The sequence below is a fragment of the Aeromicrobium sp. SP1 genome (genome assembly GCF_055663785.1).
The window spans coordinates 536,554-556,517 of sequence record NZ_JBQVVK010000001.1; the positions used below are offsets into that span (position 1 = coordinate 536,554).

22 protein-coding genes are annotated in these 19,964 nt (G+C 71.6%); 11 read left to right on the top strand and 11 right to left on the bottom strand.

Annotated features, from left to right (window positions below; all coding sequences use genetic code 11):
* Positions 1–65: 65 nt before the first annotated feature.
* The gene (locus tag ACT26F_RS02645; protein WP_471668927.1) at positions 66–845 is read right to left on the bottom strand and encodes an SDR family NAD(P)-dependent oxidoreductase; all 780 of its coding nucleotides are present in this window, start codon (positions 843–845) and stop codon (positions 66–68) included.
* A gap of 231 nt (positions 846–1,076) precedes the next feature.
* Here ACT26F_RS02645 and ACT26F_RS02650 point away from each other — a divergent pair, with 231 nt between their 5' ends.
* A complete protein-coding gene (locus tag ACT26F_RS02650; protein WP_471668928.1) occupies positions 1,077–2,678 on the top strand; it encodes an AMP-binding protein in 1,602 nt (533 codons plus the stop codon).
* 78 nt (positions 2,679–2,756) lie between these two features.
* Here the strand turns inward: ACT26F_RS02650 and ACT26F_RS02655 are convergent, their stop codons facing one another.
* Positions 2,757–3,251 (bottom strand): O-acetyl-ADP-ribose deacetylase, encoded by a 495-nt coding sequence (locus ACT26F_RS02655; RefSeq protein WP_471668929.1) that lies wholly within the window; start codon positions 3,249–3,251, stop codon positions 2,757–2,759.
* Positions 3,252–3,396: 145 nt separating this feature from the next.
* On the opposite strand from ACT26F_RS02655, the gene ACT26F_RS02660 reads away from it, so the two are divergent.
* From ACT26F_RS02660 to ACT26F_RS02675, 4 genes are all read left to right on the top strand, one after another.
* The gene (locus ACT26F_RS02660; RefSeq protein WP_471668930.1) at positions 3,397–3,798 is read left to right on the top strand and encodes a helix-turn-helix transcriptional regulator; all 402 of its coding nucleotides are present in this window, start codon (positions 3,397–3,399) and stop codon (positions 3,796–3,798) included.
* 49 nt (positions 3,799–3,847) lie between these two features.
* On the top strand, positions 3,848–4,252 hold the full coding sequence (locus ACT26F_RS02665) for a VOC family protein (protein ID WP_471668931.1): 405 nt from the start codon (positions 3,848–3,850) through the stop codon (positions 4,250–4,252).
* Positions 4,253–4,389: 137 nt separating this feature from the next.
* Positions 4,390–4,512 (top strand): hypothetical protein, encoded by a 123-nt coding sequence (locus ACT26F_RS02670; RefSeq protein ID WP_471668932.1) that lies wholly within the window; start codon positions 4,390–4,392, stop codon positions 4,510–4,512.
* 112 nt (positions 4,513–4,624) lie between these two features.
* Positions 4,625–4,933, top strand: coding sequence for a WhiB family transcriptional regulator (locus ACT26F_RS02675; RefSeq protein ID WP_471668933.1), 309 nt, complete (start codon positions 4,625–4,627; stop codon positions 4,931–4,933).
* Positions 4,934–5,015: 82 nt separating this feature from the next.
* Here ACT26F_RS02675 and ACT26F_RS02680 read toward each other — a convergent pair whose 3' ends face one another.
* From ACT26F_RS02680 to ACT26F_RS02695, 4 genes are all read right to left on the bottom strand, one after another.
* Positions 5,016–5,999 (bottom strand): aldo/keto reductase, encoded by a 984-nt coding sequence (locus ACT26F_RS02680; protein ID WP_471668934.1) that lies wholly within the window; start codon positions 5,997–5,999, stop codon positions 5,016–5,018.
* Positions 6,000–6,147: 148 nt separating this feature from the next.
* Positions 6,148–6,912 carry an SCO1664 family protein gene (locus tag ACT26F_RS02685; RefSeq protein WP_471668935.1) on the bottom strand — a complete coding sequence of 255 codons (765 nt, stop codon included), beginning with the start codon at positions 6,910–6,912 and terminating at the stop codon, positions 6,148–6,150.
* Entirely contained in the window at positions 6,909–7,463 is a 555-nt protein-coding gene (locus tag ACT26F_RS02690; protein WP_471668936.1) for a DUF3090 domain-containing protein, read from the bottom strand. The genes ACT26F_RS02685 and ACT26F_RS02690 overlap by 4 nt, the downstream gene beginning before the upstream one ends.
* A gap of 10 nt (positions 7,464–7,473) precedes the next feature.
* Positions 7,474–8,181, bottom strand: a complete 708-nt coding sequence (locus tag ACT26F_RS02695) for a histidine phosphatase family protein (RefSeq protein ID WP_471668937.1) — start codon at positions 8,179–8,181, stop codon at positions 7,474–7,476.
* A 65-nt stretch (positions 8,182–8,246) separates the two neighbouring features.
* Here ACT26F_RS02695 and ACT26F_RS02700 point away from each other — a divergent pair, with 65 nt between their 5' ends.
* The 4 genes from ACT26F_RS02700 to ACT26F_RS02715 all read left to right on the top strand — a co-directional run bounded on the left by ACT26F_RS02700 (position 8,247) and on the right by ACT26F_RS02715 (position 13,674).
* The gene (locus ACT26F_RS02700) at positions 8,247–8,843 is read left to right on the top strand and encodes a hypothetical protein (RefSeq protein WP_471668938.1); all 597 of its coding nucleotides are present in this window, start codon (positions 8,247–8,249) and stop codon (positions 8,841–8,843) included.
* A gap of 67 nt (positions 8,844–8,910) precedes the next feature.
* On the top strand, positions 8,911–10,068 hold the full coding sequence (locus tag ACT26F_RS02705) for an exonuclease SbcCD subunit D (protein ID WP_471668939.1): 1,158 nt from the start codon (positions 8,911–8,913) through the stop codon (positions 10,066–10,068).
* Positions 10,065–12,953, top strand: coding sequence for an AAA family ATPase (locus ACT26F_RS02710; protein ID WP_471668940.1), 2,889 nt, complete (start codon positions 10,065–10,067; stop codon positions 12,951–12,953). Before ACT26F_RS02705 ends, ACT26F_RS02710 begins: the two co-directional genes overlap by 4 nt.
* Positions 12,954–13,002: 49 nt before the next feature.
* The gene (locus ACT26F_RS02715; protein WP_471668941.1) at positions 13,003–13,674 is read left to right on the top strand and encodes a TetR/AcrR family transcriptional regulator; all 672 of its coding nucleotides are present in this window, start codon (positions 13,003–13,005) and stop codon (positions 13,672–13,674) included.
* 12 nt (positions 13,675–13,686) lie between these two features.
* Here the strand turns inward: ACT26F_RS02715 and ACT26F_RS02720 are convergent, their stop codons facing one another.
* The 3 genes from ACT26F_RS02720 to ACT26F_RS02730 all read right to left on the bottom strand — a co-directional run bounded on the left by ACT26F_RS02720 (position 13,687) and on the right by ACT26F_RS02730 (position 16,067).
* Positions 13,687–13,938, bottom strand: a complete 252-nt coding sequence (locus ACT26F_RS02720) for an excalibur calcium-binding domain-containing protein (protein ID WP_471668942.1) — start codon at positions 13,936–13,938, stop codon at positions 13,687–13,689.
* 26 nt (positions 13,939–13,964) lie between these two features.
* Positions 13,965–14,855 (bottom strand): HNH endonuclease family protein, encoded by an 891-nt coding sequence (locus ACT26F_RS02725; RefSeq protein ID WP_471668943.1) that lies wholly within the window; start codon positions 14,853–14,855, stop codon positions 13,965–13,967.
* A gap of 69 nt (positions 14,856–14,924) precedes the next feature.
* Complete coding sequence (locus ACT26F_RS02730) at positions 14,925–16,067, bottom strand: acyl-CoA dehydrogenase family protein (protein ID WP_471668944.1); 1,143 nt, start codon at positions 16,065–16,067, stop codon at positions 14,925–14,927.
* 74 nt (positions 16,068–16,141) lie between these two features.
* Between ACT26F_RS02730 and ACT26F_RS02735 the strand changes: the two genes are divergently transcribed.
* Both ACT26F_RS02735 and ACT26F_RS02740 read left to right on the top strand, forming a co-directional pair.
* Entirely contained in the window at positions 16,142–16,981 is an 840-nt protein-coding gene (locus ACT26F_RS02735) for an aldo/keto reductase (protein WP_471668945.1), read from the top strand.
* 20 nt (positions 16,982–17,001) lie between these two features.
* Entirely contained in the window at positions 17,002–17,193 is a 192-nt protein-coding gene (locus tag ACT26F_RS02740) for a hypothetical protein (protein ID WP_471668946.1), read from the top strand.
* Positions 17,194–17,211: 18 nt separating this feature from the next.
* Here ACT26F_RS02740 and panB read toward each other — a convergent pair whose 3' ends face one another.
* Positions 17,212–18,072 (bottom strand): 3-methyl-2-oxobutanoate hydroxymethyltransferase, encoded by an 861-nt coding sequence (gene panB, locus ACT26F_RS02745; RefSeq protein WP_471668947.1) that lies wholly within the window; start codon positions 18,070–18,072, stop codon positions 17,212–17,214.
* A 21-nt stretch (positions 18,073–18,093) separates the two neighbouring features.
* Positions 18,094–19,851 (bottom strand): NAD+ synthase, encoded by a 1,758-nt coding sequence (locus ACT26F_RS02750; RefSeq protein WP_471668948.1) that lies wholly within the window; start codon positions 19,849–19,851, stop codon positions 18,094–18,096.
* Positions 19,852–19,964 lie beyond the last annotated feature (113 nt).

Sequence of the window (19,964 nt, forward strand, 5' to 3'; positions counted from 1 at the left end):
GCAACCAGTTGCATACTAGTCGATGCGGGAGCCCCGCGGAAGGGTCGGATCCGGCCGCGGCGGGATCAGTCGCGGGGGCGCAGGAGACCGAGCCGCGACAGCGGCGTCCCGGCGGCAGTCGCGCCGCCGTCGCACAGCACGTCGGTGCCGTTCAGGAATCCTGGGCGGTCCCCGGCGCAGAACGCGACGACCTCGGCGACCTCGTCGACGCGGGCCGGCGCGAGCGTACCGGGCGAGACGGAGACGATGCGCGCGCCGCGGTCGGCGAACGCCTCGGCCATACGGGCGGAGTACCAGATCGCGAAGGCGCGGCTCAGGACGTGTGCCGAGCCCGGGCGGATCCGGTCCGGCCCGATCGACGCGGCCCGGACGAGACGTGTGGCGAAGTCGTCGGGGTCGACGAGGGCCTGCCGGAAGATCCAGCGCGGCAGCAGGGCGGACGGCAGGACGTGCCCGGCGGCGGAGGCGACCGTGACGACGGCGGTGCCGGGACCGGCGACGGCCAGCGCCGCACGCGCGACGTGGATGGTGCCGAGCGCGTCGACCCGCACGATCTCCTGGACGTCCGCCGACCGAGGACCGACGGAGGCGGCATGCACGACCGCGGTCACCCGACCCGCGTCAGCGGCCACGGCCATGAGCTCCTCGACGGCGCCGCGGTCGGTCACGTCCGCGGCGACCGACTCGGCCGAGACGCCGGGTCGGCACAGGTCGTCGAGGGCCGTGACGAGTCCGTCCTTGTTCGCGTCGCTGAGCACCACGTGGTGGTCGCGGCTCAGGATCCTCGCCGCAGCGAGGCCCAGGGCACCTGCTCCACCCGTCACGACGGCCACCGAGTTGGTCATCTGACGTCCCCTCCCTCGCGGGCCCCGATGCCCGCAACGTTCCCAATATGGGCACGCGCGACGCCGCGCGCGAGCAGAACGCCGGGTTACAACGGCAGTGACAGCAAACTCAGGCCGGATGTGAGGTGCATCGCATCGTGGACAGGGAGTTACCCTCCCGAAATGACTCGCTGGTAACCTGCGTCACACTGCGAACCTACTGGCCGGTACACACAGGAATCTGGAGAGAGAATGGGCGACCTCGGTTACAAGGTGCGGGTGCTGAAGCAGATTGGTCTGCTCAAGCCCCAGAACCCCGTCCGGCTGGCCAAGGCCGGCGTCAAGCTGGCCACCTGGGGGCCCGGATTCCCGTCGGCGGTCGGTGCCGCGGCAGCGCGCCGCCCCCAGCAGCTGGCGATCATCGACGATGCCGGCGAGCTCACGTGGAGCGAGACCAGCGCCGAGATCAACCGGTTCACGGCGGCCCTCAAGGCCCGTGGGATCGGCGTCGGCGACCCCGTCGCGGTGCTGTGCCGCAACCACCGCCACATGGTCGTCGCGATGGTCGCGATCATGCAGATCGGCGGCCGCATGCTGCTGCTCAACACGATGGCCAGCGCCAGCCAGCTCGGTGAGCTCGCCAAGCGTGAGGGCGCCAAGCTCGTGATTCTCGACCAGGAGTTCCTCCCGGTCGCCACCGACATCGGCGACACGCCGGTGCTCGTCGCGTGGGAGGACGACGACACCCACGGCCGCGAGACCGTCGCGGGCATCGCGAAGGGCCGGCCGACCGCCGATCACCAGAAGCCCTCGAAGCCCGGCGGCATCGTGATCTTCACGTCCGGGACGACGGGCCTGCCCAAGGGCGCCCAGCGCAAGGAGCCGGAGAACCTCGACCCGCTCCTCACGTTCTTCGGCTCGATCCCCTACGAGGGCCACTCGACGGTCGTGCTGGCGGCTCCGCTGTTCCACTCGTGGGGCCTGCTGAACTTCGGCTTCGGCCTGTCGACCGTCCCGACCTACGTCCTGCGCCGGCGCTTCGTGCCCGAGCAGGTCGTGCGCGACATCGCCCAGTACAAGGCCGAGGTGCTCGTCGTCGTGCCGCTCATGATGCAGCGGCTCGTCGACGCCGATCCGGAGGTCATCAAGAACCACGACGTCTCGAGCCTGGCGATCACGGCCTCGAGCGGCTCGGCCCTGGCCGGCGAGCTGGCGACCCACTTCATGGACACGTTCACCGACTCGGTCTACAACTTCTACGGCGCCACCGAGACCGGCTGGGCCACGATCGCGAACCCGCGCGACCTGCGGGCCGCGCCGGGCACCGCGGGCCGCGTGCCATGGCGCACGATCACGAAGGTCCTCGACGAGGAGGGCAACGAGCTGCCGGCCGGCGAGACGGGCGTCATCTACGTCGGCAACGAGATGCTGTTCGCCGGCTACACCGACGGCAACTCCAAGAGCTTCAAGGACGGGCTCATGCACACCGGCGACCTCGGCTGGTTCGACGCCGAGGGACGCCTGTTCGTGGCCGGCCGCGACGACGACATGGTCATCTCCGGCGGCGAGAACGTGTTCCCGCGCGAGCTGGAGGACTGCCTCATCGAGCACCCGAAGGTGCAGGACGTCGTGGTCACGGGCATCGACGACCCGCAGTGGGGCCAGAGCCTCGCCGCGTACGTCGTCGTGCGCGATGGCGAGACGCTCACGCAGGAGGAGGTCGTCGAGCACGCCAAGGGGAGCGTCGCCCGCTTCGCGGTCCCGCGCGCCGTGATGTTCCTCGACGAGTTGCCGCGCAACCCCACCGGCAAGGTGATGAAGCGGAACCTGCCGAAGTTCGCCGAGCAGCTCTGACGCTCGGCTGCGACACGGACCGCGGGGTCCGGTGGACTTCGGGGGAGTCCGCCGGGCCCCGCTCCGCTGTGCGGCGGCTCAGCCCAACGCGGTCCGGACGGCTGCCAGGGCGGCGTCGCTGAACGCGACGATCCTCGCCTCGACGACGTCGGAGTCGGTGGTGCGCAGCGTGTCGACCGCCGCGAGGGCCGCGTCGTCGAGCGGCCAGCCGTAGACGCCCGCGCTGATCAGCGGGTAGGCGACGGTCGCGGCACCGAGCTCGTCGGCGACCTCGAGGGTGCGGCGGTAGCAGGAGACGAGCAGCGACCGGTCGGTCTGGCCGGCCGTCCGGTTCGGGCCGACGGTGTGGATCACCCAGCGTGCCGGCAGGAGCCCGGCGGTCGTCCAGCCGGCGTCGCCCGTCGCCAGTCCGTCGGGAAACCGCGCGATGCAGTCCTCGAGCACGGCCGGTCCGCCGGCCCGGTGGATCGCGCCGTCGACGCCGCCGCCTCCGCGCATCCGGGTGTTCGCGGCGTTCACGACCGCGTCGACCTGCTGGGTCGTGATGTCGCCCCTGACGACCGTGATCCTCATGCCCCCAGTGTGAATCGGGACGGGGCCGCCGGCCTGCCCGTGGGGGACGAATCTTGATGCGTTGCGGTCGCCATGGCCACCGCAACGCATCAAGATCCGTCCGTCCCCGGGTGACTCCACGGCACCCGCTCCCTAGGCTGACCCCGTGAACGCGGAGGAGCTGGCGAACCTCGCGCACCTGCGGCGGGCGCGCGACCTGATGGACCGCCGGTTCGCCGAGCCGCTCGACGTGGCGGCGATCGCACGCGAGGCGCTCATGTCGCCCGCGCACTTCTCCCGGCAGTTCCGGGCGGCGTACGGGGAGACCCCCTACGGCTACCTCATGACGCGGCGCATCGAGCGGGCGAAGTCCCTGCTGCGGCGCGGAGACCTGTCGGTCACGGACGTGTGCATGGCGGTCGGCTGTACGTCGCTGGGGTCGTTCAGTGCGCGGTTCACCGAGTTGGTCGGGCAGACCCCGACGCAGTACCGCGCCGGCGACCACGCCGACCTCGTCGGACTCTCGAACTGCGTCGCGAAGCAGGCCACGCGACCCGTGCGCCGATAGAGCAGGAACGGAGAAGACGCCCGCGTCGGCCGCGCCCTAGCGTGGAGACATGAACCTCACACTCTCCACCTGCTTCGTCCAGGTCGACGACCCCGACAAGGCCCTCGCCTTCTACCGCGACGCCCTCGGACTCGAGGTGCGCCTCGACGTCCCGCGTGAGCAGTTCCGCTGGATCACCGTCGGCTCGCCCGCCCAGTCGGACGTGTCGATCGTGCTCACCAACTACGTCGACGGCAGTCCCGACGACGTCGACGCCGTGGCCCGGCTGCTCGCGAAGGGCGCCATGAACGGCGTGCACTTCCACGCCGACGACCTCGATGCGACGTTCGCGCAGGCGCGCGAGTGGGGCGCCGAGATCGTGTCCGAGCCGGCCGACCAGCCCTGGGGCGTGCGCGACTGCGCGCTGCGTGATCCTGCCGGCAACCTCGTCCGGATCGACCAGCAGGCCAGCTGATGTGCCTGCCGCACCACCTGCCCCGGTACGCCCGGAACCGGCCGGCCGCGAAAGTGGCTTGGCCGGATCCGGCGGTCGGGCCTAGGGTGATCCTCACGGCCCCGTCCGGGACCGCTTCGCAAAACGCAAGGACGACCATGACCACGCTGTATGGCAACCAGACCCCCACGTGGGTCCGCTCGACGAGCGCTGCCGCCGCGCACGGTCTCATGGCCGATTTCTCGTTCGAGCCGAAGCGTCCCTCGGAGCCGCCGATGTAGGTGCCACCAGCACCCGACAACGGGCCGCTCCAACGAGACGAGATCTCGAGGGAGCGGCCCTTCTGCATTTCCGAAACCCGACCACGTGCCACCGACAAGGAGGTGACGGCACATGGAGAGCAAGATCATGGCGTCGATCCTCAACAGCAAGGGAGTGACCGTCGCCTACGCGACCCCGACCCCGCGCGCCCCGAAGCAGGACTGGGCGTGCGCGGGTCTGGACCCCGAGCTGTTCTTCCCCGAGGACGCGAGCGCCCTCGACGCGGCCCGCACGCTGTGCGGCTCGTGCCTGCAGCGCGACGTCTGCCTCTCCTTGGGGCAGGCGCGGGCCGAGACGGGCGTGTGGGGAGGCGTCCTGCTCGACCGCGGCAAGGCGCTCGAGGCCGTCCCGGTCATGGGCCGTCCCCGCAAGGTGGCCTGACCGCCCGGGTCCGGGTCCTGCCCGCCTGACGAGGCGAGCAGGACCCGGTACCTGCGCGCCGTGGGTGACGTGACCCGACGACTCAGCGGTCGATCATCTGCTGCATCGCCGCGGGGTAGCGGTCGCCGATGACGCGCACGGAGCGCGAGGCCGCGTCGAGCTCGGCGAGGTCGTCGGCGGTGAGCTCGAGTGCCGTGGCGCCGAGGTTCTCGTCGAGCCGCTCGAGCCTGCGGGTGCCGGGGATGGGCACGATCCACGACTGCTGGGCCAGCAGCCAGGCGAGCGCCACCTGGCCGACGGTCGCGCCACGGCGCTCGGCGACGACGGTCACGAGGTCGACGAGGGCATGGTTCGCGGCGAGCGCTTCGGGAGCGTACCGGGGGAGCGTGGCCCGGATGTCGCCCTCCCCGAACGTCGAGTCGGCGGCGACGGCACCGGTGAGCAGGCCACGGCCCAGCGGGCTGAACGGCACGAAGCCGATCCCGAGCTCGGCCAGCGTCGGCAGGATCTCGTCCTCGGGCTCGCGCCAGAACAGCGAGTACTCGCTCTGCAGCGCGGTGACCGGATACGTGGCGTGGGCGCGGCGGATCGTGTCGACGCTCGCCTCGGACAGGCCGAAGTGGCGGACCTTGCCCTCCGCGATGAGCTCGCCGACCGTCCCGGCGACGTCCTCGATCGGCACGTCCGGGTCGACGCGGTGCTGGAAGAGCAGGTCGATCGTGTCCGTCCGCAGGCGGCGCAGCGAGCCGTCGACGACCTCGCGGATGTGCGCCGGCGAGCTGTCCAGTCCGGTCATCCGGCCGTCGGGCTCGAACGTGAGGCCGAACTTCGTGGCGATCACGACCCGGTCCCGTACGGGCTCGAGCGCCTCGCCGACCAGCTCCTCGTTGTGGTGGATGCCGTAGACCTCGGCGGTGTCGAAGAACGTGACGCCGCGGTCGACGGCCGTGCGGATGAGGGAGATCATCTCGTCCCGCGGCGGGCGCGGACCGAAGCTCTGGCTCATCCCCATGCACCCGAGGCCGAGATCGGAGACGGTCAGGTCGTGGCCGAGGGTGCGGGTCATCGGTCCTCCAGGAGCGAGATCGGGGGCTGTGGGTCGAAGCTCACGTGGTCGGCTCGAGGATCCCGGGGATGGTGGGGCCGCCTCGTGCCGGTGCGATGCTAGCGGACGGCCTCGGTGGGAGCCGGGTCCGCCGAGCCGAGGGGCGTCATCAGAACGGTGGCCACGGAACGGCCGGCATCTCGCCCTGCGGCCCGGGGAACCGAGCGGTGGCGAGGAGGCGGTCGCCGCGGTCCCGCATCGCCTCGAGCTCGGGCGCGGCGATCAGGTCGGCGAGGTCCGACTGGAGTGCCTCGTCGGCCAGCACGCGCGCGACGCCCGCCAGCTCGTCGGGCGCCAGCGGTTGGCCGATCCACCCCCACAGCACGGTCCGCAGTTTCGGCTCGACGTGGAAGGTCAGCCCGTGGTCGACGCCGAACCGATGACCGCCGGCCATCGCGAGCACGTGCCCGCCCTTGCGGTCGGCGTTGTTGACGAGGGCATCGAAGATCGCCATCCGGCGCATCGCCGCCGAGTCCTCGTGGATGAGCGAGACGGGCTGCTCGTGCTCGTCGATGCCGTCGAGCACATGGCACCAGCCGTGGGGCACCTCACCGGCGGGCACGAGCGTGACGGCCTCGCGCGCGGGATCGGCCTCCTGCCACAGCTGCAGCATCCCCGTGCCGTGCGGTCCGTCGTCGAGCCAGGTCGGCGGGACGACGTTCCAGCCGAGCGACTCGGAGACCAGCCAGGCGGCGACCTCGCGGTGGGCGAGGACGGCGCCGGGGAAGTCCCACAGCGGACGCTCGCCGTCGATCGGCTTGTAGACCACCGCTGCCTCGTCGACGTGACCGAGGAACGTGGCGTTCGAGGCCGGCAGGATGCGTCCCTCGAGCACGAGCTCGCCGGTCGGGCGAGCGGCCCCGGGCAGGCTCACGCGTCCAGGTCGAGGTCGGGGCAGGTGTGGCCTTCGGGGTCGATCGGCTCGAGGCACAACGGGCAGATGGGCCGTCCCGACAGGACGACCTCGCGCGTGCGCTTGCAGAAGGAACGCGCCGTGCCGACGGGGATCCGCACCTGGAGGACCTCCGCGGGCTCGACGGGCTCGGCCTCGGTGAGCGACTCGGGCGAGTCCTCCACGAGCGGGTACGCCTCGATGACGACCTGGGCGGTCCGCGGGTCCCAGCCGAGGGAGAGCAGCCCGACCCGGAACTGCTCGACCACCGGCTCGTCGAGGGGATCGGGATCGTCCAGGCCCTCGGGAGCGGTCGGCGGCACGTGATACGGATTGCCGTCCTCGGCCATCAGCTCGTCGAGGACCTCGTCGATCTTGTCGGCCAACGCCGCCGACTGCTCCTTCTCCAGCGCCGCGCTCAGGAGCCGGTCGCCGGCACGCGCCTGCAGGTAGAAGGTGCGCTGTCCGGGCACGCCGACCGTCCCGACGACGAGTCGGTCCGGCCAGTCGAAGTCGTGGACGAGAGTGGGCATGGCATCCATGCTAGGAGCCTGCTCCAGCCTCCGCCCGCGGTCCGGCGCCGCCGCCGACCGGAGCGTCCTCGGGGGCCGGCGCTGCCGCGAGCCACGACAGGTCGCCAGCCGACGTGTTGACGGCGACGACGGTGGGGCGATGCTGGCCGTAGCCGACGATCGTGAGGGACGCCGGATCGACGTGCAGCCGCTGGAACAGGTCGAGGTGCATGCCGAGCGCGTCGGCCAGGACCGACTTGATCGGGTCGCCGTGGAACACCGCGGCCCACACGGCGTTCGGGCCGTGCTCGGCCTCGATGAGCGCGTCCCAGCGCCGGATCGCCGCGACCGACCGCGCCTGCATCGCCGCGAGCGACTCGCCCTGCGGGAACGCGGCGGCGGCAGGATGTCGCTGCACCGTCGTCCACAGCGGCTCCTCGGCGAGCTCCTTGAGCGGTCGGCCCTGCCAGTGGCCGTAGTCGCACTCGAGCAGGTCGGCGTCCTCGACGAGCGGGGTCGTCGACGGCTGGTGTGCGGCGATCGCCTCGGACGTCTCGCGGCACCGCTCCAGCGGACTCGTGACGATGTGCCGCAACGGCACCGCGGCGAGGCGTTCGCCGGTCCGCTGCACCTGCTGCCGCCCCTCCTCGTCCAGGTGGACGCCAGCGGTCCGGCCGGCGAGGGTGCCGTCCGCATTCGAGGTGCTCCGGCCGTGCCGGACGAGCAGGACGATCGCCATGCCCGCGAGCCTAGCGGCGCGCGCCGATTCCCTCGGACCGGCTCCTGCGGGGGCACGATGGGTCCATGAGGATCCGCGGGGCCGCCGTCGTGGTGGCGTGTCTCGCGCTGACGGCCTGCACGGATGCGGGCCACGACGAGCCGCGCGACACCCCGCTGACACCGCGCGCCGTGGCCGTCGTGATGCTCGACCACGTCGACCAGGACCCGGACCGGATCGGACCCGTCCCCGACGACGACCGGCTGCCGAAGGACCTCGTGGGCACTCAGGCGCACTACCCCGATGGCGTGTTCGACGCCGTCTCGGGCACCTTCCTCGAGGTCAGCGTCAGCCAGACCAGACCGATCGCGGCCTGCGCCGGTGGCACGACCGAGGACGAGAACCCGTGCGCCGAGCTCGACGACGGGGTGGTCCTGGTCTGGCAGGAGGAGGAGCCCGAGGAGGATCCCGGGATCGTGATCGTCGAGCACCAGCAGGGCGACGACGTCGTCACGACGGTGCTCGCCGGACCGGCGATCACGGGCGACCCCCGTGAGTTGGACCTCCAACCGTCCCTCGACACACTCGTCAGTCTGACCCGCGACCCGCGGCTGAGGCTCATGACCACGGCCTCGGCGGTCGAGGCGGGCCGACGGATCGAGGGGTGGCCGGTCCAGGAGTGAGTTCCTGACGCTGCCTCGCTGGCGTTGCACCGCGATTCTGTCGGCGCCGCAATCTAGCGTCGGAGACGTGAAGTTGCTGCACACCTCCGACTGGCACATCGGTCGCACGTTCCACCAGCACTCGACGGCCGCGGCGCTCGCCTCGGTGCTCGACGCGCTGGTCGATCTCGTGCGCGATCACGCCGTCGACGTGGTCGTCGTGGCCGGCGACGTCTTCGACTCGTCGACCCCTTCGGCGGCGGCGGTCGAGGAGCTCGACCGCGTGCTGGTGGCACTGCGCCAGACCGGGGCCCGCGTGGTCGTCAGCAGCGGGAACCACGACTCGCCGGCCCGCCTCGGCGCCAAGGCCGTCTTCGCCGCCGAGGCCGGGATCCACATCATCACCCGGCCCGAGGACCACGCCACGCCCGTGACGATCGAGGACGAGCACGGGCTCGTCCACGTCTACGGCATCCCGTACCTCGAGCCGGCCCTGATCCGGCACAGGTGGCCCGAGCAGCGGCTCGCCAACCAGGCCGACGCCCTCGGATTCGCGCTCGACAACATTCGGGCCGACCTCGCAGTTCGCGGTGGCCGTTCGGTCGTGCTGGCCCACACGTTCGTGTCCGGCGCGGAGGGTGAGTCGTGCGAGTCCGAGCGGGGCATCACCGTCGGCGGCGTCGACCGTGTCCCGGTGCCGGCGTTCGACGGCATCGACTACGCCGCGCTCGGCCACATCCACGGGCGCAGCACCCTCGCCCCCCACGTCCGGTACAGCGGTGCGCCCCTGCACCTGTCGTTCTCCGAGCAGGACAAGCCGCGAGGAGCCTGGCTCGTCGACCTCGACGCCGACGGGCTCGGCTCGGTCGACTGGCTCGACCTGCCGGTGCCGCGCCGGCTCGTCACACTCACCGGCACGCTCGACGAGCTGCTGGCCGACCCCGCGCTCGCCGTGCACGTGGACGACTGGGTCAAGGTCGTCCTGACCGACATCGCCCGGCCCGACGACCCGATGCGCCGGCTGCAGCAGCGCTTCGCCGGGTGCGCGGTGCTCGAGTTCCGGCCCAGCCAGGTGCGCGACAGCGCCGCCGCGTCCGACCCGAGGCGGCTCGCGACCCTCACCGACCAGCAGGTCGTCGCCGAGTTCCTCTCCCACGTGCGCAACGGCGAGGGACCCACGACGGCCGAGGCCGAGCTCGTCGACGAGCTGATCGGGGCCGTGCGCGCGCAGGAGGTGTCGGCATGAGGATCCACGAGGTCTCCATGACGGGTTTCGGCCCGTTCCGCCACACCCAGACCGTCGACCTCGACGGCTTCGCCGACGACGGCATCTTCCTCATCACGGGTCGCACGGGTGCCGGCAAGTCCAGCATCCTCGACGCGATCGTCTACGCGCTGTACGACTCCGCGCCCCGGTACGGCACGGCCAGCGGCAAGCAGCTGCGCAGCGACCACTGCACCCCCGGCGAGCCGTCGCGGGTCGAGCTGGTCTTCAGCGCCGGATCCGAGCGCTACCGCGTCGTGCGCACCCCCGAGTACGTGCGCCCCAAGTCGCGGGGCGACGGCTTCACGACGGAGAAGGCCGGAGCCGAGCTGTCCCGGTGGGACGGCGCGCAGTGGGTGGGCATCGCGTCCCAGTTGCGCACGGTGGGTGAGGCGTTGCACGAGATCGTGCCGCTGTCGGCCGACCAGTTCCTGCAGGTCGTCCTGCTGGCCCAGGGCGAGTTCCAGCGATTCCTCGTGGCCTCCAGCGAGGAGCGCCAGCGGGTCCTGCGCACGCTCTTCCGCAGCGATCGCTTCGGCCGCTACGACGAGATCGCGCAGCAGCGCTCCGCCGAGCTGCGCAAGCGGATCGAGCTCGCCGACGCCGGCGTCGAGGCCACGATCGAGGCGCTCGCCGCCCACGCCGACGACGAGCCGCCTGAGTCCGCCGTCGACGTCTGGCTCGTCGACGTCCTCCAGGCCCACGACACCGACGTCGAGGTCGCCCGTGTCGATCTGGAACAGGCACAGAAGGAGCTCGTCGAGGCCGAGGCCGTGCTCCTCGCGGCCACCCAGCTGGCGGGCCGCCAGCGGCGGCTCGCCGTGGCACGGGAGGCGCTCGCCGCGCTCGCGGAGCAGCAGGAGCAGGTCGAGGCCGACCGCGTCCGGCGCGAGCGGGGCCTCGCCGCGGCCTCGTGCGTGCCCGCCCACAGGGCCCTCGCCGCCGCGGTCACCGAACGGCAGGTGGCCGCCGCCGCGGTCACCTCGGCCACGGAGCGCTATCGCCGCGTCCTCGGTGCCGAGCCGCCCGCCGACCTCACCGCCCGACGCGACCAGCTGGGCGCCCGGGTGGCCACGCTCGAGGCGCACCTCATCGAGGAACAGCGGCTGGAGCAGTTGCGGTCCACCGCGCTGGAGGTGGGCGAGGAGCTGGAGCGGGTCGACCTTCGCGTCGCGAGGCGGACGAGCGAGCGCGAGCAGCACACCGGCGTGCTGGCGGCCGAGGTCCTCATCACGGCCGACCGGGCCGAGGCGGCGCTGACTGCAGTGCGCGACGAACTGGGCCGGGCCACCCGGCTCGAGCAGGCGGTCGGCCAGCTGCGCACGGCGGAGGTCGCCCAGCTGGAGTTCGGCCGGGCCCGCACCACGGCGTCCACGGCACTGGACCGACTGCGCGAGCGTCGGCTCGCCGAGTACGCGGGAACGCTGGCGCAGGAGCTGCGCGCCGGTGAACCGTGCGCGGTGTGCGGCGCGACGGAGCATCCGGCACCTGCCGCGATCTCCGAAGAGCCCGTCACCGAGGCGATGGAGCAGGCCGCCGAGCACATCCTCGCCGATGCCGACGAGCGTGCCGTCGAGGCCGGTCGGGTCGTTGCGGGCCTGCGCGCCACGATCGCGGGTCTGGGGGAGGCCCGACCCGTTGCCGAGCTCACGAGACTCGTCGACGAGGCGACCGAGGCCGCGACGTCCGCACGGCGGGTCGAGGCCGACCGGGCGCGGGCCACCGCTGCGCTCGCGACGATCGACACCGACCTCCAGCACGCCGCGGTCCGGCGCGCCGCGCTGGAGGCCCGGCAGGCGACGACGGCCGAGAGCGTCGCCGTCCTCGAAGCCAAGGTCGAGGCAGCGCGCGGCGACGCGGAGTCGGTCGCCGACCGGCTCGCCGCGCTCACCGCCGAGAGGCAGGTCACCGATGACCTCGCCACCGCGTCGGCGCACGACGAGACGGCAGGCGCTCGCCTGGCCTCGGCCCGCCAGACCCTCGACGACGTACTGGCCCACCACGACTTCGCCGCCGACGCCGCGTTCCTGGCCGCGCGCGTTGACACGGCCACGCTCGAGCGGATGACCGCCCGGATCAGGCGGCACGACGACGCGCTCGCCGCCGCCACCTCGGTCGTCGCCGAACCCGAGCTGCAGGACCTTCCGGACGCACCGGTCGACGTCGCCGGGCCGCACGCCTCGCGCGAGGAGGCGAAGGCGCGGTGCGACGTCGCGGTCGGCCGGCACGCCTCCGCGCGCACCCGCTCCGAGCACTCGCACGACCTCGCCGGCTCGATCCGTGACGGCTGGGCCCGCACGGCCGAGACCCGGGCCGAGTACGAGATCGTCAACCGGCTCGCGCGGTCGTTGCACGGCGACTCGCCCAACACGCGGCGGATGCGACTCGAGAGCTATGTGCTGGGCGCCGAGCTCACCCAGATCGTCACGGCCGCCAACACCCGACTGCGCACGATGTCGGCCGGACGCTACGAGCTGCAGCGCAGCAGCCGCGGCGCCACGAAGGGCAACAACGCGGGGCTCGAGGTCGAGGTGCTCGACCACCACACGGGGGAGACGCGGTCGCCGGAGTCGCTGTCCGGCGGCGAGAAGTTCCTCGCCTCGCTGTCGCTCGCGCTCGGCCTGGCCGAGGTGGTCACGAGCCGCGCCGGCGGGATCACGCTCGACACGCTCTTCGTCGACGAGGGCTTCGGCGCACTCGACGCCGACACGCTCGAGATCGCGATGCACACCCTCGACGGTCTGCGCGAGCACGGTCGCACGGTCGGGCTGATCAGCCACGTCGAGACGATGAAGGAGCGGATCGCCGCCCAGCTCGCCGTCGAGACGACGTCCGGCGGCTGGAGCGAAGTCACCGTGCGCCACTGAAACCCCAAAAGCCCCACCTGTTGCGATTGCAAGGAATATCCTGTGCCACGTGGATGACGAGGACCTGCTGAGCCTCCTGCCCGAGCGGATGGATCTTCCGCGCGGGCGGTCAGCACTGTCCGAGACCGAGGTGGCCGAGTCCCGGCACGGTCGCATCCTGCAGGCCGTGATCGACGAGGTCGCCGAGTCCGGCTACCACGGCACCACGGTCGCGGCGATCACGAAGCGCGCCCACATCTCTCGCACGTCGTTCTACGAGGCGTTCCCCGACAAGGAGGCCGCCTTCGCGGCGGCTCACCTCGATGCGAGCGAGCTCGCCCTCAACGTGGTCTGGGGGCCGGCGTTCGCCCACGCCGAGGCCGACTTCGTCGCCCGCGCACGGATCGCGATCGAGTCGTACGTGAGCGCGATCGAGAGCGCGCCGGCGTTCGCGACGTGCTTCTTCGTCGAGATCCGCGGTGCGGGCGACCGACTGCTCGGCCAACGCGACCTCATGATGGACCGCCACATCGACATCCTGGTCCAGCTCATGACCCGCGCCGCGGCGGCCGACGACGCGTACCGGGTTCCCACCCGGGACGAGCTGGTCGCCATGATGGGTGCGTTCGACGAGCTGACCGGCCGCGTCGTGCGCTCCCAGGCCGGTCACGCGACGCTCGACCTCGGGTCCGTCGTCGAGCCGTTCATGCGCATCATGCTGTCCATCGCCCGCGCCGACTGAGCGCGGGGACGCTCAGCGCTTCTCGCAGGCGATCTTGTCGCCGTCGCGATCGCTCTTCTTGTTCGCCGTGTAGAGCGCCTTGCTGCGCTTGAAGTTCGCGACGGGCGTGCCGGACGTGTGGTCCTTCGCGCCGGGCAGGCCGACGCCGTGCGGGTACTTCTTGTTCAGCGCGGTGCAGTTCTTGAACGTCGTCGCAGCCTCCGCGGGAGCCGCGGTGAGCACGAGCGTCGACGTCAGGGCGAGGGCCAGCAGTGCCTTGCGCATCGGGTTTCTCCTCCAGTGGTTCGTCATCAGGCCTGGGAGCGCCGGTAGCCGGCGGCGACGGCCGCGTCCTCGGTCGCGAAGCATTCCTCGGGCTGCGTCACGTCGTAGTACCGGCCGCCGGGAACGTGGTAGATCATCGAGTTCGCGTTGCCCTTGATCGGATGGCTGCTCGGGCAGTCGTGCTCCGAGATCGGCGCGACGCTGTCGTGGCCTCCGGGCACGTCCTGATCGGGATCGGACGGCGCGGAGTCGTGGCCTTCGGGCTTGCCCTTCGCGGGCTTGGCGACCTTCGTGCGGGCCGCCCCGCAGCGGTGCAGCCACCGGTTCAGCGTGGACTTCTCGGCCCGGTCGACCGTCAGGTCCCACCGGTACTTCACGGCGATCCAGCGCGCGACGTACTGGCAGCGGCTCTTGGTCGGCATCCACTCGGTGGGGTCGTGGTCGGACTTGGCGGAGTTGGATCGGGCGGACACTCCCAGCAGGGAGTGCGCGTAGCCGGTGTCGTTGGCGAAGCCGCGGCGGCGGGCCTCGCCCCACGTCGACGCGCCGGAACGCCAGGCCTCGGCGAGGGCGACGCGGTGGTCGATCTGGACCTTCCGAGCACTCGTGAGGGTGCGCCCCGTGTACTCGTTGCGCCAGCGGCCCTTCGTCACGGTGCAGTTCGCGTTGCGCTTTGCCTTCGTGCGCGACTCGGCGATGAGCACGCTCTCGCGCACGTTGCACGTGCCGCGGCGCATGACCCAGTGGTCGAAGAGATCGCGGTCGTAGCGCGGGGAGGTCGTCTCGGCGGCGACGGTCAGCTTCGCCAGGAGCCGCTTCGCCGGGACCTTGGGAGCGGCCTCCGCGGACGTGGGGGCGGACACGACCAGCCCGACGCCCAGCAGGAGCGCGAGCAGGTGAATGAGGGGGCGGCGCACGGGCCGAAGTTTACTTGAGTCACAACAGTCGCATCAGTCACTTGGGCCGATGCGGAGGGACCCGCCGACTCAGCGGGTGAGGTGGCGACTGATGACGAGGCGCTGGATCTGGTTGGTGCCCTCGAAGATCTGCATGACCTTGGTCTCGCGCATGAACCGCTCGACGGGGAAGTCCTTCGTGTAGCCGGCGCCGCCGAGAACCTGGACGGCGTCGGTCGTGACCCGCATGGCGTTGTCGGTGGCGACGAGCTTCGCGACCGAGGCGAGCCGGCCGTAGGGTCGGCCGGCGTCCTTGAAGCGGGCCGCGTACAGGTAGGCGGCGCGAGCGGAGTCGACCGCGGCAGCCATGTCTGCCAGCACGAAGCCGAGGCCCTGGTGCTCGATGATCGGCTTGCCGAAGGCCTCCCGCCCCCGCGCGTACTCGACCGCGACGTCGAGGGCGCGCTGGGCGACGCCGACCGCGACGGCGGCGATCCCGAGTCGGCCCGCATCGAGCCCGGCGAGGGCGATCGACAGGCCCTGACCCTCCGCTCCGACGCGACGCTCCACCGGGACCCGGACCCCGTCGAACAGCATCGTCGCCGTCGTCGACGACATGAGGCCCATCTTGTCCTCGGGCACGTCGGCGGACAGGCCGGGCGCGTCGGCGGGGACGAGGAAGCACGAGATGCCCTTTGCGCCGTCGTCGGACGTGCGCGCCATGACGGTGTAGAAGTCGGCCTGGCCGCCGTGGGTGGTCCACGCCTTCGCCCCGTTGATCACGTAGTCGTCGCCGTCGCGGACCGCGCGGGTGCGCATCGCCGCCGGGTCGGAGCCGGCATGTGCCTCCGACAGGCAGTAGGCGCCGAGGAGGTTGCCGGACAGCAGCTCGGGCAGCCAGCGCTCCCGCTGCTCCTGCGAGCCCGCGGTGAAGAGCGGGAAGCAGCTCAGGGCGTGGACGCTCGTGCCGACACCCACCGCGGCCCACGCGTAGGCGATCTCCTCGACGACCTGCAGGTAGACCTCGTACGGCTGCGCCCCGCCGCCCAGCTCCTCGGGGTACGGCAGTCCCAGCAGGCCCGCCTCGCCCAGCAGCGCGAACACCTCGCGATGGAACGTGTGCGTGCGCTCGGCCTCGTCGGCGAGCGGGATCAGCTCCCTCGTCGCGAGGGTGCGCGTGAGGTCGATCAGGTCCTGCGACTCCGGAGTCGGCATCAGTCTCTCGGCGGGCATGTCTCCAACCTAGTTGGCCCCTCGTGTCTCGCCTCGTCGTGTCGGTCTCGGTGCCGGCACGTAGCGTGGACGCCATGACGGTTCCCACCCGCACCCTGAACAACGGCATCGAGATCCCGCAGCTCGGCTACGGCACGTGGCAGGTCCCCCCGGAGACCGCCGCCGACCGCGTCGCGGAGGCCCTCGAGGTCGGCTACCGGCACATCGACACGGCCCAGATGTACGGCAACGAGGAGGGCGTGGGCCGGGCGATCGCCGCGTCCGGGCTGGCTCCCGAGGACGTCTTCGTCACGACGAAGCTCAACAACAACCGGCACGACCCGGCCGCCGTGGGTCCCTCGCTGGACGAGTCGCTCGACAAGCTCGGCCTGGAGCGGGTCGACCTCTTCCTCATCCACTGGCCATTGCCGACGATCGAGATCGACTTCGTCGACACGTGGCGCGCGATGGAGGAGGTCTACGCCGCGGGCCGGGCCCGGGCGATCGGCGTCTCGAACTTCCAGCCCGCGCACCTGCGCCGGCTCGTCGCCGAGGCCACCGTCGTCCCGGCCGTCAACCAGGTCGAGGTGCATCCCTACTTCACCCAGGACGAGGTGCGCGGCGTGAACGCCGAGCTCGGCATCGTCACGGAGGCGTGGTCGCCGCTCGCCCAGGGCCAGGTGTTCGAGGACCGCGCCCTGGCCGCGATCGCCCACGGCGTCGGCCGCAGCGTCTCCCAGGTCGTGCTGCGCTGGGCGCTGCAGCGCGGTGACGTCGTCTTCCCGAAGGCATCGTCGATCGAGCGCGTCCGCGAGAACTTCGACGTCGTCGACTTCGAGCTGTCGGACGCGGACGTCGCGGCGATCTCGGCGCTCGACGAGAGCCGCCGGATCGGTCCCGACCCTGACACCTTCGCCTGGGTGCCGCGCGGCTGAACCCGTCCTAGGGTGAGGCCATGAGCTACTACTTCTGCCTCAAGCACCACACCGTCGAGGGCGAGGACGGCTGCCGCGCACAGGACCGGATGGGCCCGTACGACACCGAGGCCGAGGCGTCCCGCGCCCTGGAGACCGCTGCCGAGAAGACGAAGGCGTGGGACAACGATCCGGACTGGAACGACGACGCCCCCCAGGACGAGCAGTCCTGAGGGGCGCCGCGGTCGGGGTCAGCTGTCGAAGGTGTGCTCGGCCGCGGGGAAGGAGCCCTCGGCGACCTCGCCGATGAACTGCCTCGTCGCGTCGAGCATGATGCCGTGCAGGTCGGCGTAGCGCTTCACGAAGCGAGGTGCCCGGCCGGTGCGCAGGCCCATCATGTCCTGCCAGACGAGCACCTGCGCGTCGCAGTCGGCGCCGGCACCGATGCCCACGGTGGGGATGCGCAGTCGCGTCGTGATCTCCTTCGCCGCGGGCGCGGGCACCATCTCCATCACGACCGCGAACGCTCCGGCGTCCTCGACCGCGAGCGCGTCGTCGAGCAGCTTCTGCGTCGCGTCGCCGCGCCCCTGCACCCGGTAGCCGCCGAGGCTGTGCTCGGACTGCGGCGTGAAGCCGATGTGCGCCATGACGGGCACGCCGTTCTCGGTCAGCTTGCGGATCTGCGGTGCCATCTCCGCTCCGCCCTCGAGCTTCACGGCGTGCGCCAGGCCCTCCTTCATGAAGCGGACGGCGGTGTCGAACGCCTGCTCCGGTGAGCGCTGGTACGAGCCGAAGGGCAGGTCGGCCACGACGAGGGCGCGCTTCGCGGTGCGGGTGACCGCCTTCACGAGCGGGAGCATCTCGTCGACCGTGATGGGCAGGGACGACTCGTAGCCGTAGACGTTGTTCGCGGCGGAGTCGCCGATGAACAGGACGGGAACCCCGGCCTCCTCGAAGACCTGGGCGCTGTACTGGTCGTAGGTGGTCAACATGACCCACTTGTGACCCGCGTCCTTCCACTTCTGCAAGTGGTGGATGCGGACCTTGCTGATGCCGTCGATCGGGCTGCCGGCCACGGTGGGTCCGGCGCCGTACGGTGCGGTTTCTTCCATGCCGTCAGCGTAGACCGGCGCTCAGTCCTCGAGCTGCTCGCGCCACCGGTTAGTGATCGGCACCCGGCGGTCGCGGCCGAAGTTGCGCTTGCTGATCTTCGGGCCGGGCGGGTACTGGCGGCGCTTGTACTCGGCACGGTCGACGAGCGTCACGACGCGCTCGACCAGTGCGGCGTCGTAGCCGAGCGCGACGACGTCGGCCGAGCCGAGGTCGCGCTCGACGTACGCGTCGAGGATCCCGTCGAGCACCTCGTACGGCGGCAGACTGTCCGTGTCCTTCTGGCCCGGACGCAGCTCCGCGGAGGGCTCCTTCGTGATCGTGGCGGGAGGGATCGGCGGGGTCTCGCCGCGGGACTCGGCCCACGCGTTGCGCCACCTCGCCAGCTCCCACACGAGCGTCTTCGGCACGTCCTTGATCGGGGCGTAGCCGCCGACCGCGTCGCCGTAGATCGTGGAGTACCCGGTGGCCAGCTCGGACTTGTTGCCGCACGCGAGCACGAGCCGGTTCTCCTGGTTGGACAGGCCCATCCAGATGACGGCCCGGATGCGGGCCTGCAGGTTCTCCTGCGCGAGCCCGTCGAGGTGCAGCGACTCCTGGTACTTGTCGAAGATCGGCGCGATCGCGATCGTGCGCAGGTCCAGCCCGGTGCGCTCGGCCTGGTCGGCGGCGTCGGACTTCGAGTGCTCGGTCGACCACGCGGAGGGGTTCGAGATCCCGAAGACCCGATCGGCCCCGAGGGCATCGCACGCGAGCGCGGCGACGAGCGTGGAGTCGATGCCGCCGGACATGCCGAACAGCACGGACGAGAAGCCGTTCTTGCCGACGTAGTCGCGCAGCCCGAGCACGATCGCCTGCCAGCGCTCACCGAGGTCGTCCCAGCGCTCGGCGATGCTGGGGGCGAGCGGCTCGTAGGCCGGCAGCGGTTCGGCGCTGAGGATCGTGCGCTCGACGAGCAGCCCCTCGAAACGCGTGCCCGGCGCGGGCATCGGCGCGGTGGCGGCCGGCAGGTCGAGGTCGACGACGAGCAGCTCGGGCACGAACTGCGCGGCGCGGGCGACGAGCTCGCCGCGGGCGTCGACGACGATCGAGTCGCCGTCGAAGACCAGCTCGTCCTGCCCGCCCACGAGGTTCACGTAGGCCAGGGCGCACTCGCCCTCGCGGGCCCGACGGGCGCACAGCTCGAGTCGCACGTCGTCCTTGGCCGCCTCGTACGGCGACCCGTTGAGCACGACGAGCAGACCGGCCTCGGCCGCCCGCGCGGCCTGCGACGGTCCCTCCTGCCAGATGTCCTCGCAGATCGCGATCGCGACGTCGACGCCGTGCACCTGCACGACCTGCGTCTCGTCGCCGGCGACGAAGTGACGGAACTCGTCGAAGACGCCGTAGTTGGGCAGGTGGTGCTTGTCGTAGCGGGCGACGGCCTCGCCGCGGTGCAGGACCGTCGCGGAGTTGACGGGCGCGTTCTTCGGGACGCCGAGCCGATCCGGCACGTGCTTCGCGCGGTCGAGGTGTCCGACGATCACGACGAGCTCGTCCAGCCCCTCCTCGACGAGCCGCGCAGCGAGCTCGGACACGGCCGCCTGGGACCGCTCGATGAACGACTTGCGGTACGCCATGTCCTCGATCGGATACCCCGTGAGCACCATCTCGGGCGTCACCAGCACATGCGCCCCGGCGGCGTGGGCGTCCCGGGCCTGGGCCAGCACGAGCTCGAGGTTGCCGGCGACGTCGCCGACCACCGGGTTCACCTGGGCGAGGGCAAGTCGCAATTGCGGCATGGCCCCACCCTAGGACCTCCCCGCCGCGGCTCCCGGGTGGTGGTTTACCACGGTCCCTTGGTTGCTTGTCTCCTCCCTCGGTGAATTCACCAAGGGAGGTAGCAAGTTGCCGA

Excerpts from the sequence above, each read along its gene's own strand:
- ACT26F_RS02670 (WP_471668932.1), top strand. The coding sequence starts at position 4,390 with ATGACCACGCTGTATGGCAACCAGACCCCCACGTGGGTCCGCTCGACG.
- ACT26F_RS02735 (WP_471668945.1), top strand. The coding sequence starts at position 16,142 with ATGACGGTTCCCACCCGCACCCTGAACAACGGCATCGAGATCCCGCAG.
- ACT26F_RS02680 (WP_471668934.1), bottom strand. The coding sequence starts at position 5,999 with ATGACCCGCACCCTCGGCCACGACCTGACCGTCTCCGATCTCGGCCTC.
- ACT26F_RS02645 (WP_471668927.1), bottom strand. The coding sequence starts at position 845 with ATGACCAACTCGGTGGCCGTCGTGACGGGTGGAGCAGGTGCCCTGGGC.
- ACT26F_RS02675 (WP_471668933.1), top strand. The coding sequence starts at position 4,625 with ATGGAGAGCAAGATCATGGCGTCGATCCTCAACAGCAAGGGAGTGACC.
- panB (WP_471668947.1), bottom strand. The coding sequence starts at position 18,072 with ATGGAAGAAACCGCACCGTACGGCGCCGGACCCACCGTGGCCGGCAGC.
- ACT26F_RS02730 (WP_471668944.1), bottom strand. The coding sequence starts at position 16,067 with ATGCCCGCCGAGAGACTGATGCCGACTCCGGAGTCGCAGGACCTGATC.
- ACT26F_RS02710 (WP_471668940.1), top strand. The coding sequence starts at position 10,065 with ATGAGGATCCACGAGGTCTCCATGACGGGTTTCGGCCCGTTCCGCCAC.
- ACT26F_RS02695 (WP_471668937.1), bottom strand. The coding sequence starts at position 8,181 with ATGGCGATCGTCCTGCTCGTCCGGCACGGCCGGAGCACCTCGAATGCG.
- ACT26F_RS02655 (WP_471668929.1), bottom strand. The coding sequence starts at position 3,251 with ATGAGGATCACGGTCGTCAGGGGCGACATCACGACCCAGCAGGTCGAC.
- ACT26F_RS02650 (WP_471668928.1), top strand. The coding sequence starts at position 1,077 with ATGGGCGACCTCGGTTACAAGGTGCGGGTGCTGAAGCAGATTGGTCTG.
- ACT26F_RS02700 (WP_471668938.1), top strand. The coding sequence starts at position 8,247 with ATGAGGATCCGCGGGGCCGCCGTCGTGGTGGCGTGTCTCGCGCTGACG.
- ACT26F_RS02665 (WP_471668931.1), top strand. The coding sequence starts at position 3,848 with ATGAACCTCACACTCTCCACCTGCTTCGTCCAGGTCGACGACCCCGAC.
- ACT26F_RS02750 (WP_471668948.1), bottom strand. The coding sequence starts at position 19,851 with ATGCCGCAATTGCGACTTGCCCTCGCCCAGGTGAACCCGGTGGTCGGC.
- ACT26F_RS02740 (WP_471668946.1), top strand. The coding sequence starts at position 17,002 with ATGAGCTACTACTTCTGCCTCAAGCACCACACCGTCGAGGGCGAGGAC.
- ACT26F_RS02720 (WP_471668942.1), bottom strand. The coding sequence starts at position 13,938 with ATGCGCAAGGCACTGCTGGCCCTCGCCCTGACGTCGACGCTCGTGCTC.
- ACT26F_RS02690 (WP_471668936.1), bottom strand. The coding sequence starts at position 7,463 with ATGCCCACTCTCGTCCACGACTTCGACTGGCCGGACCGACTCGTCGTC.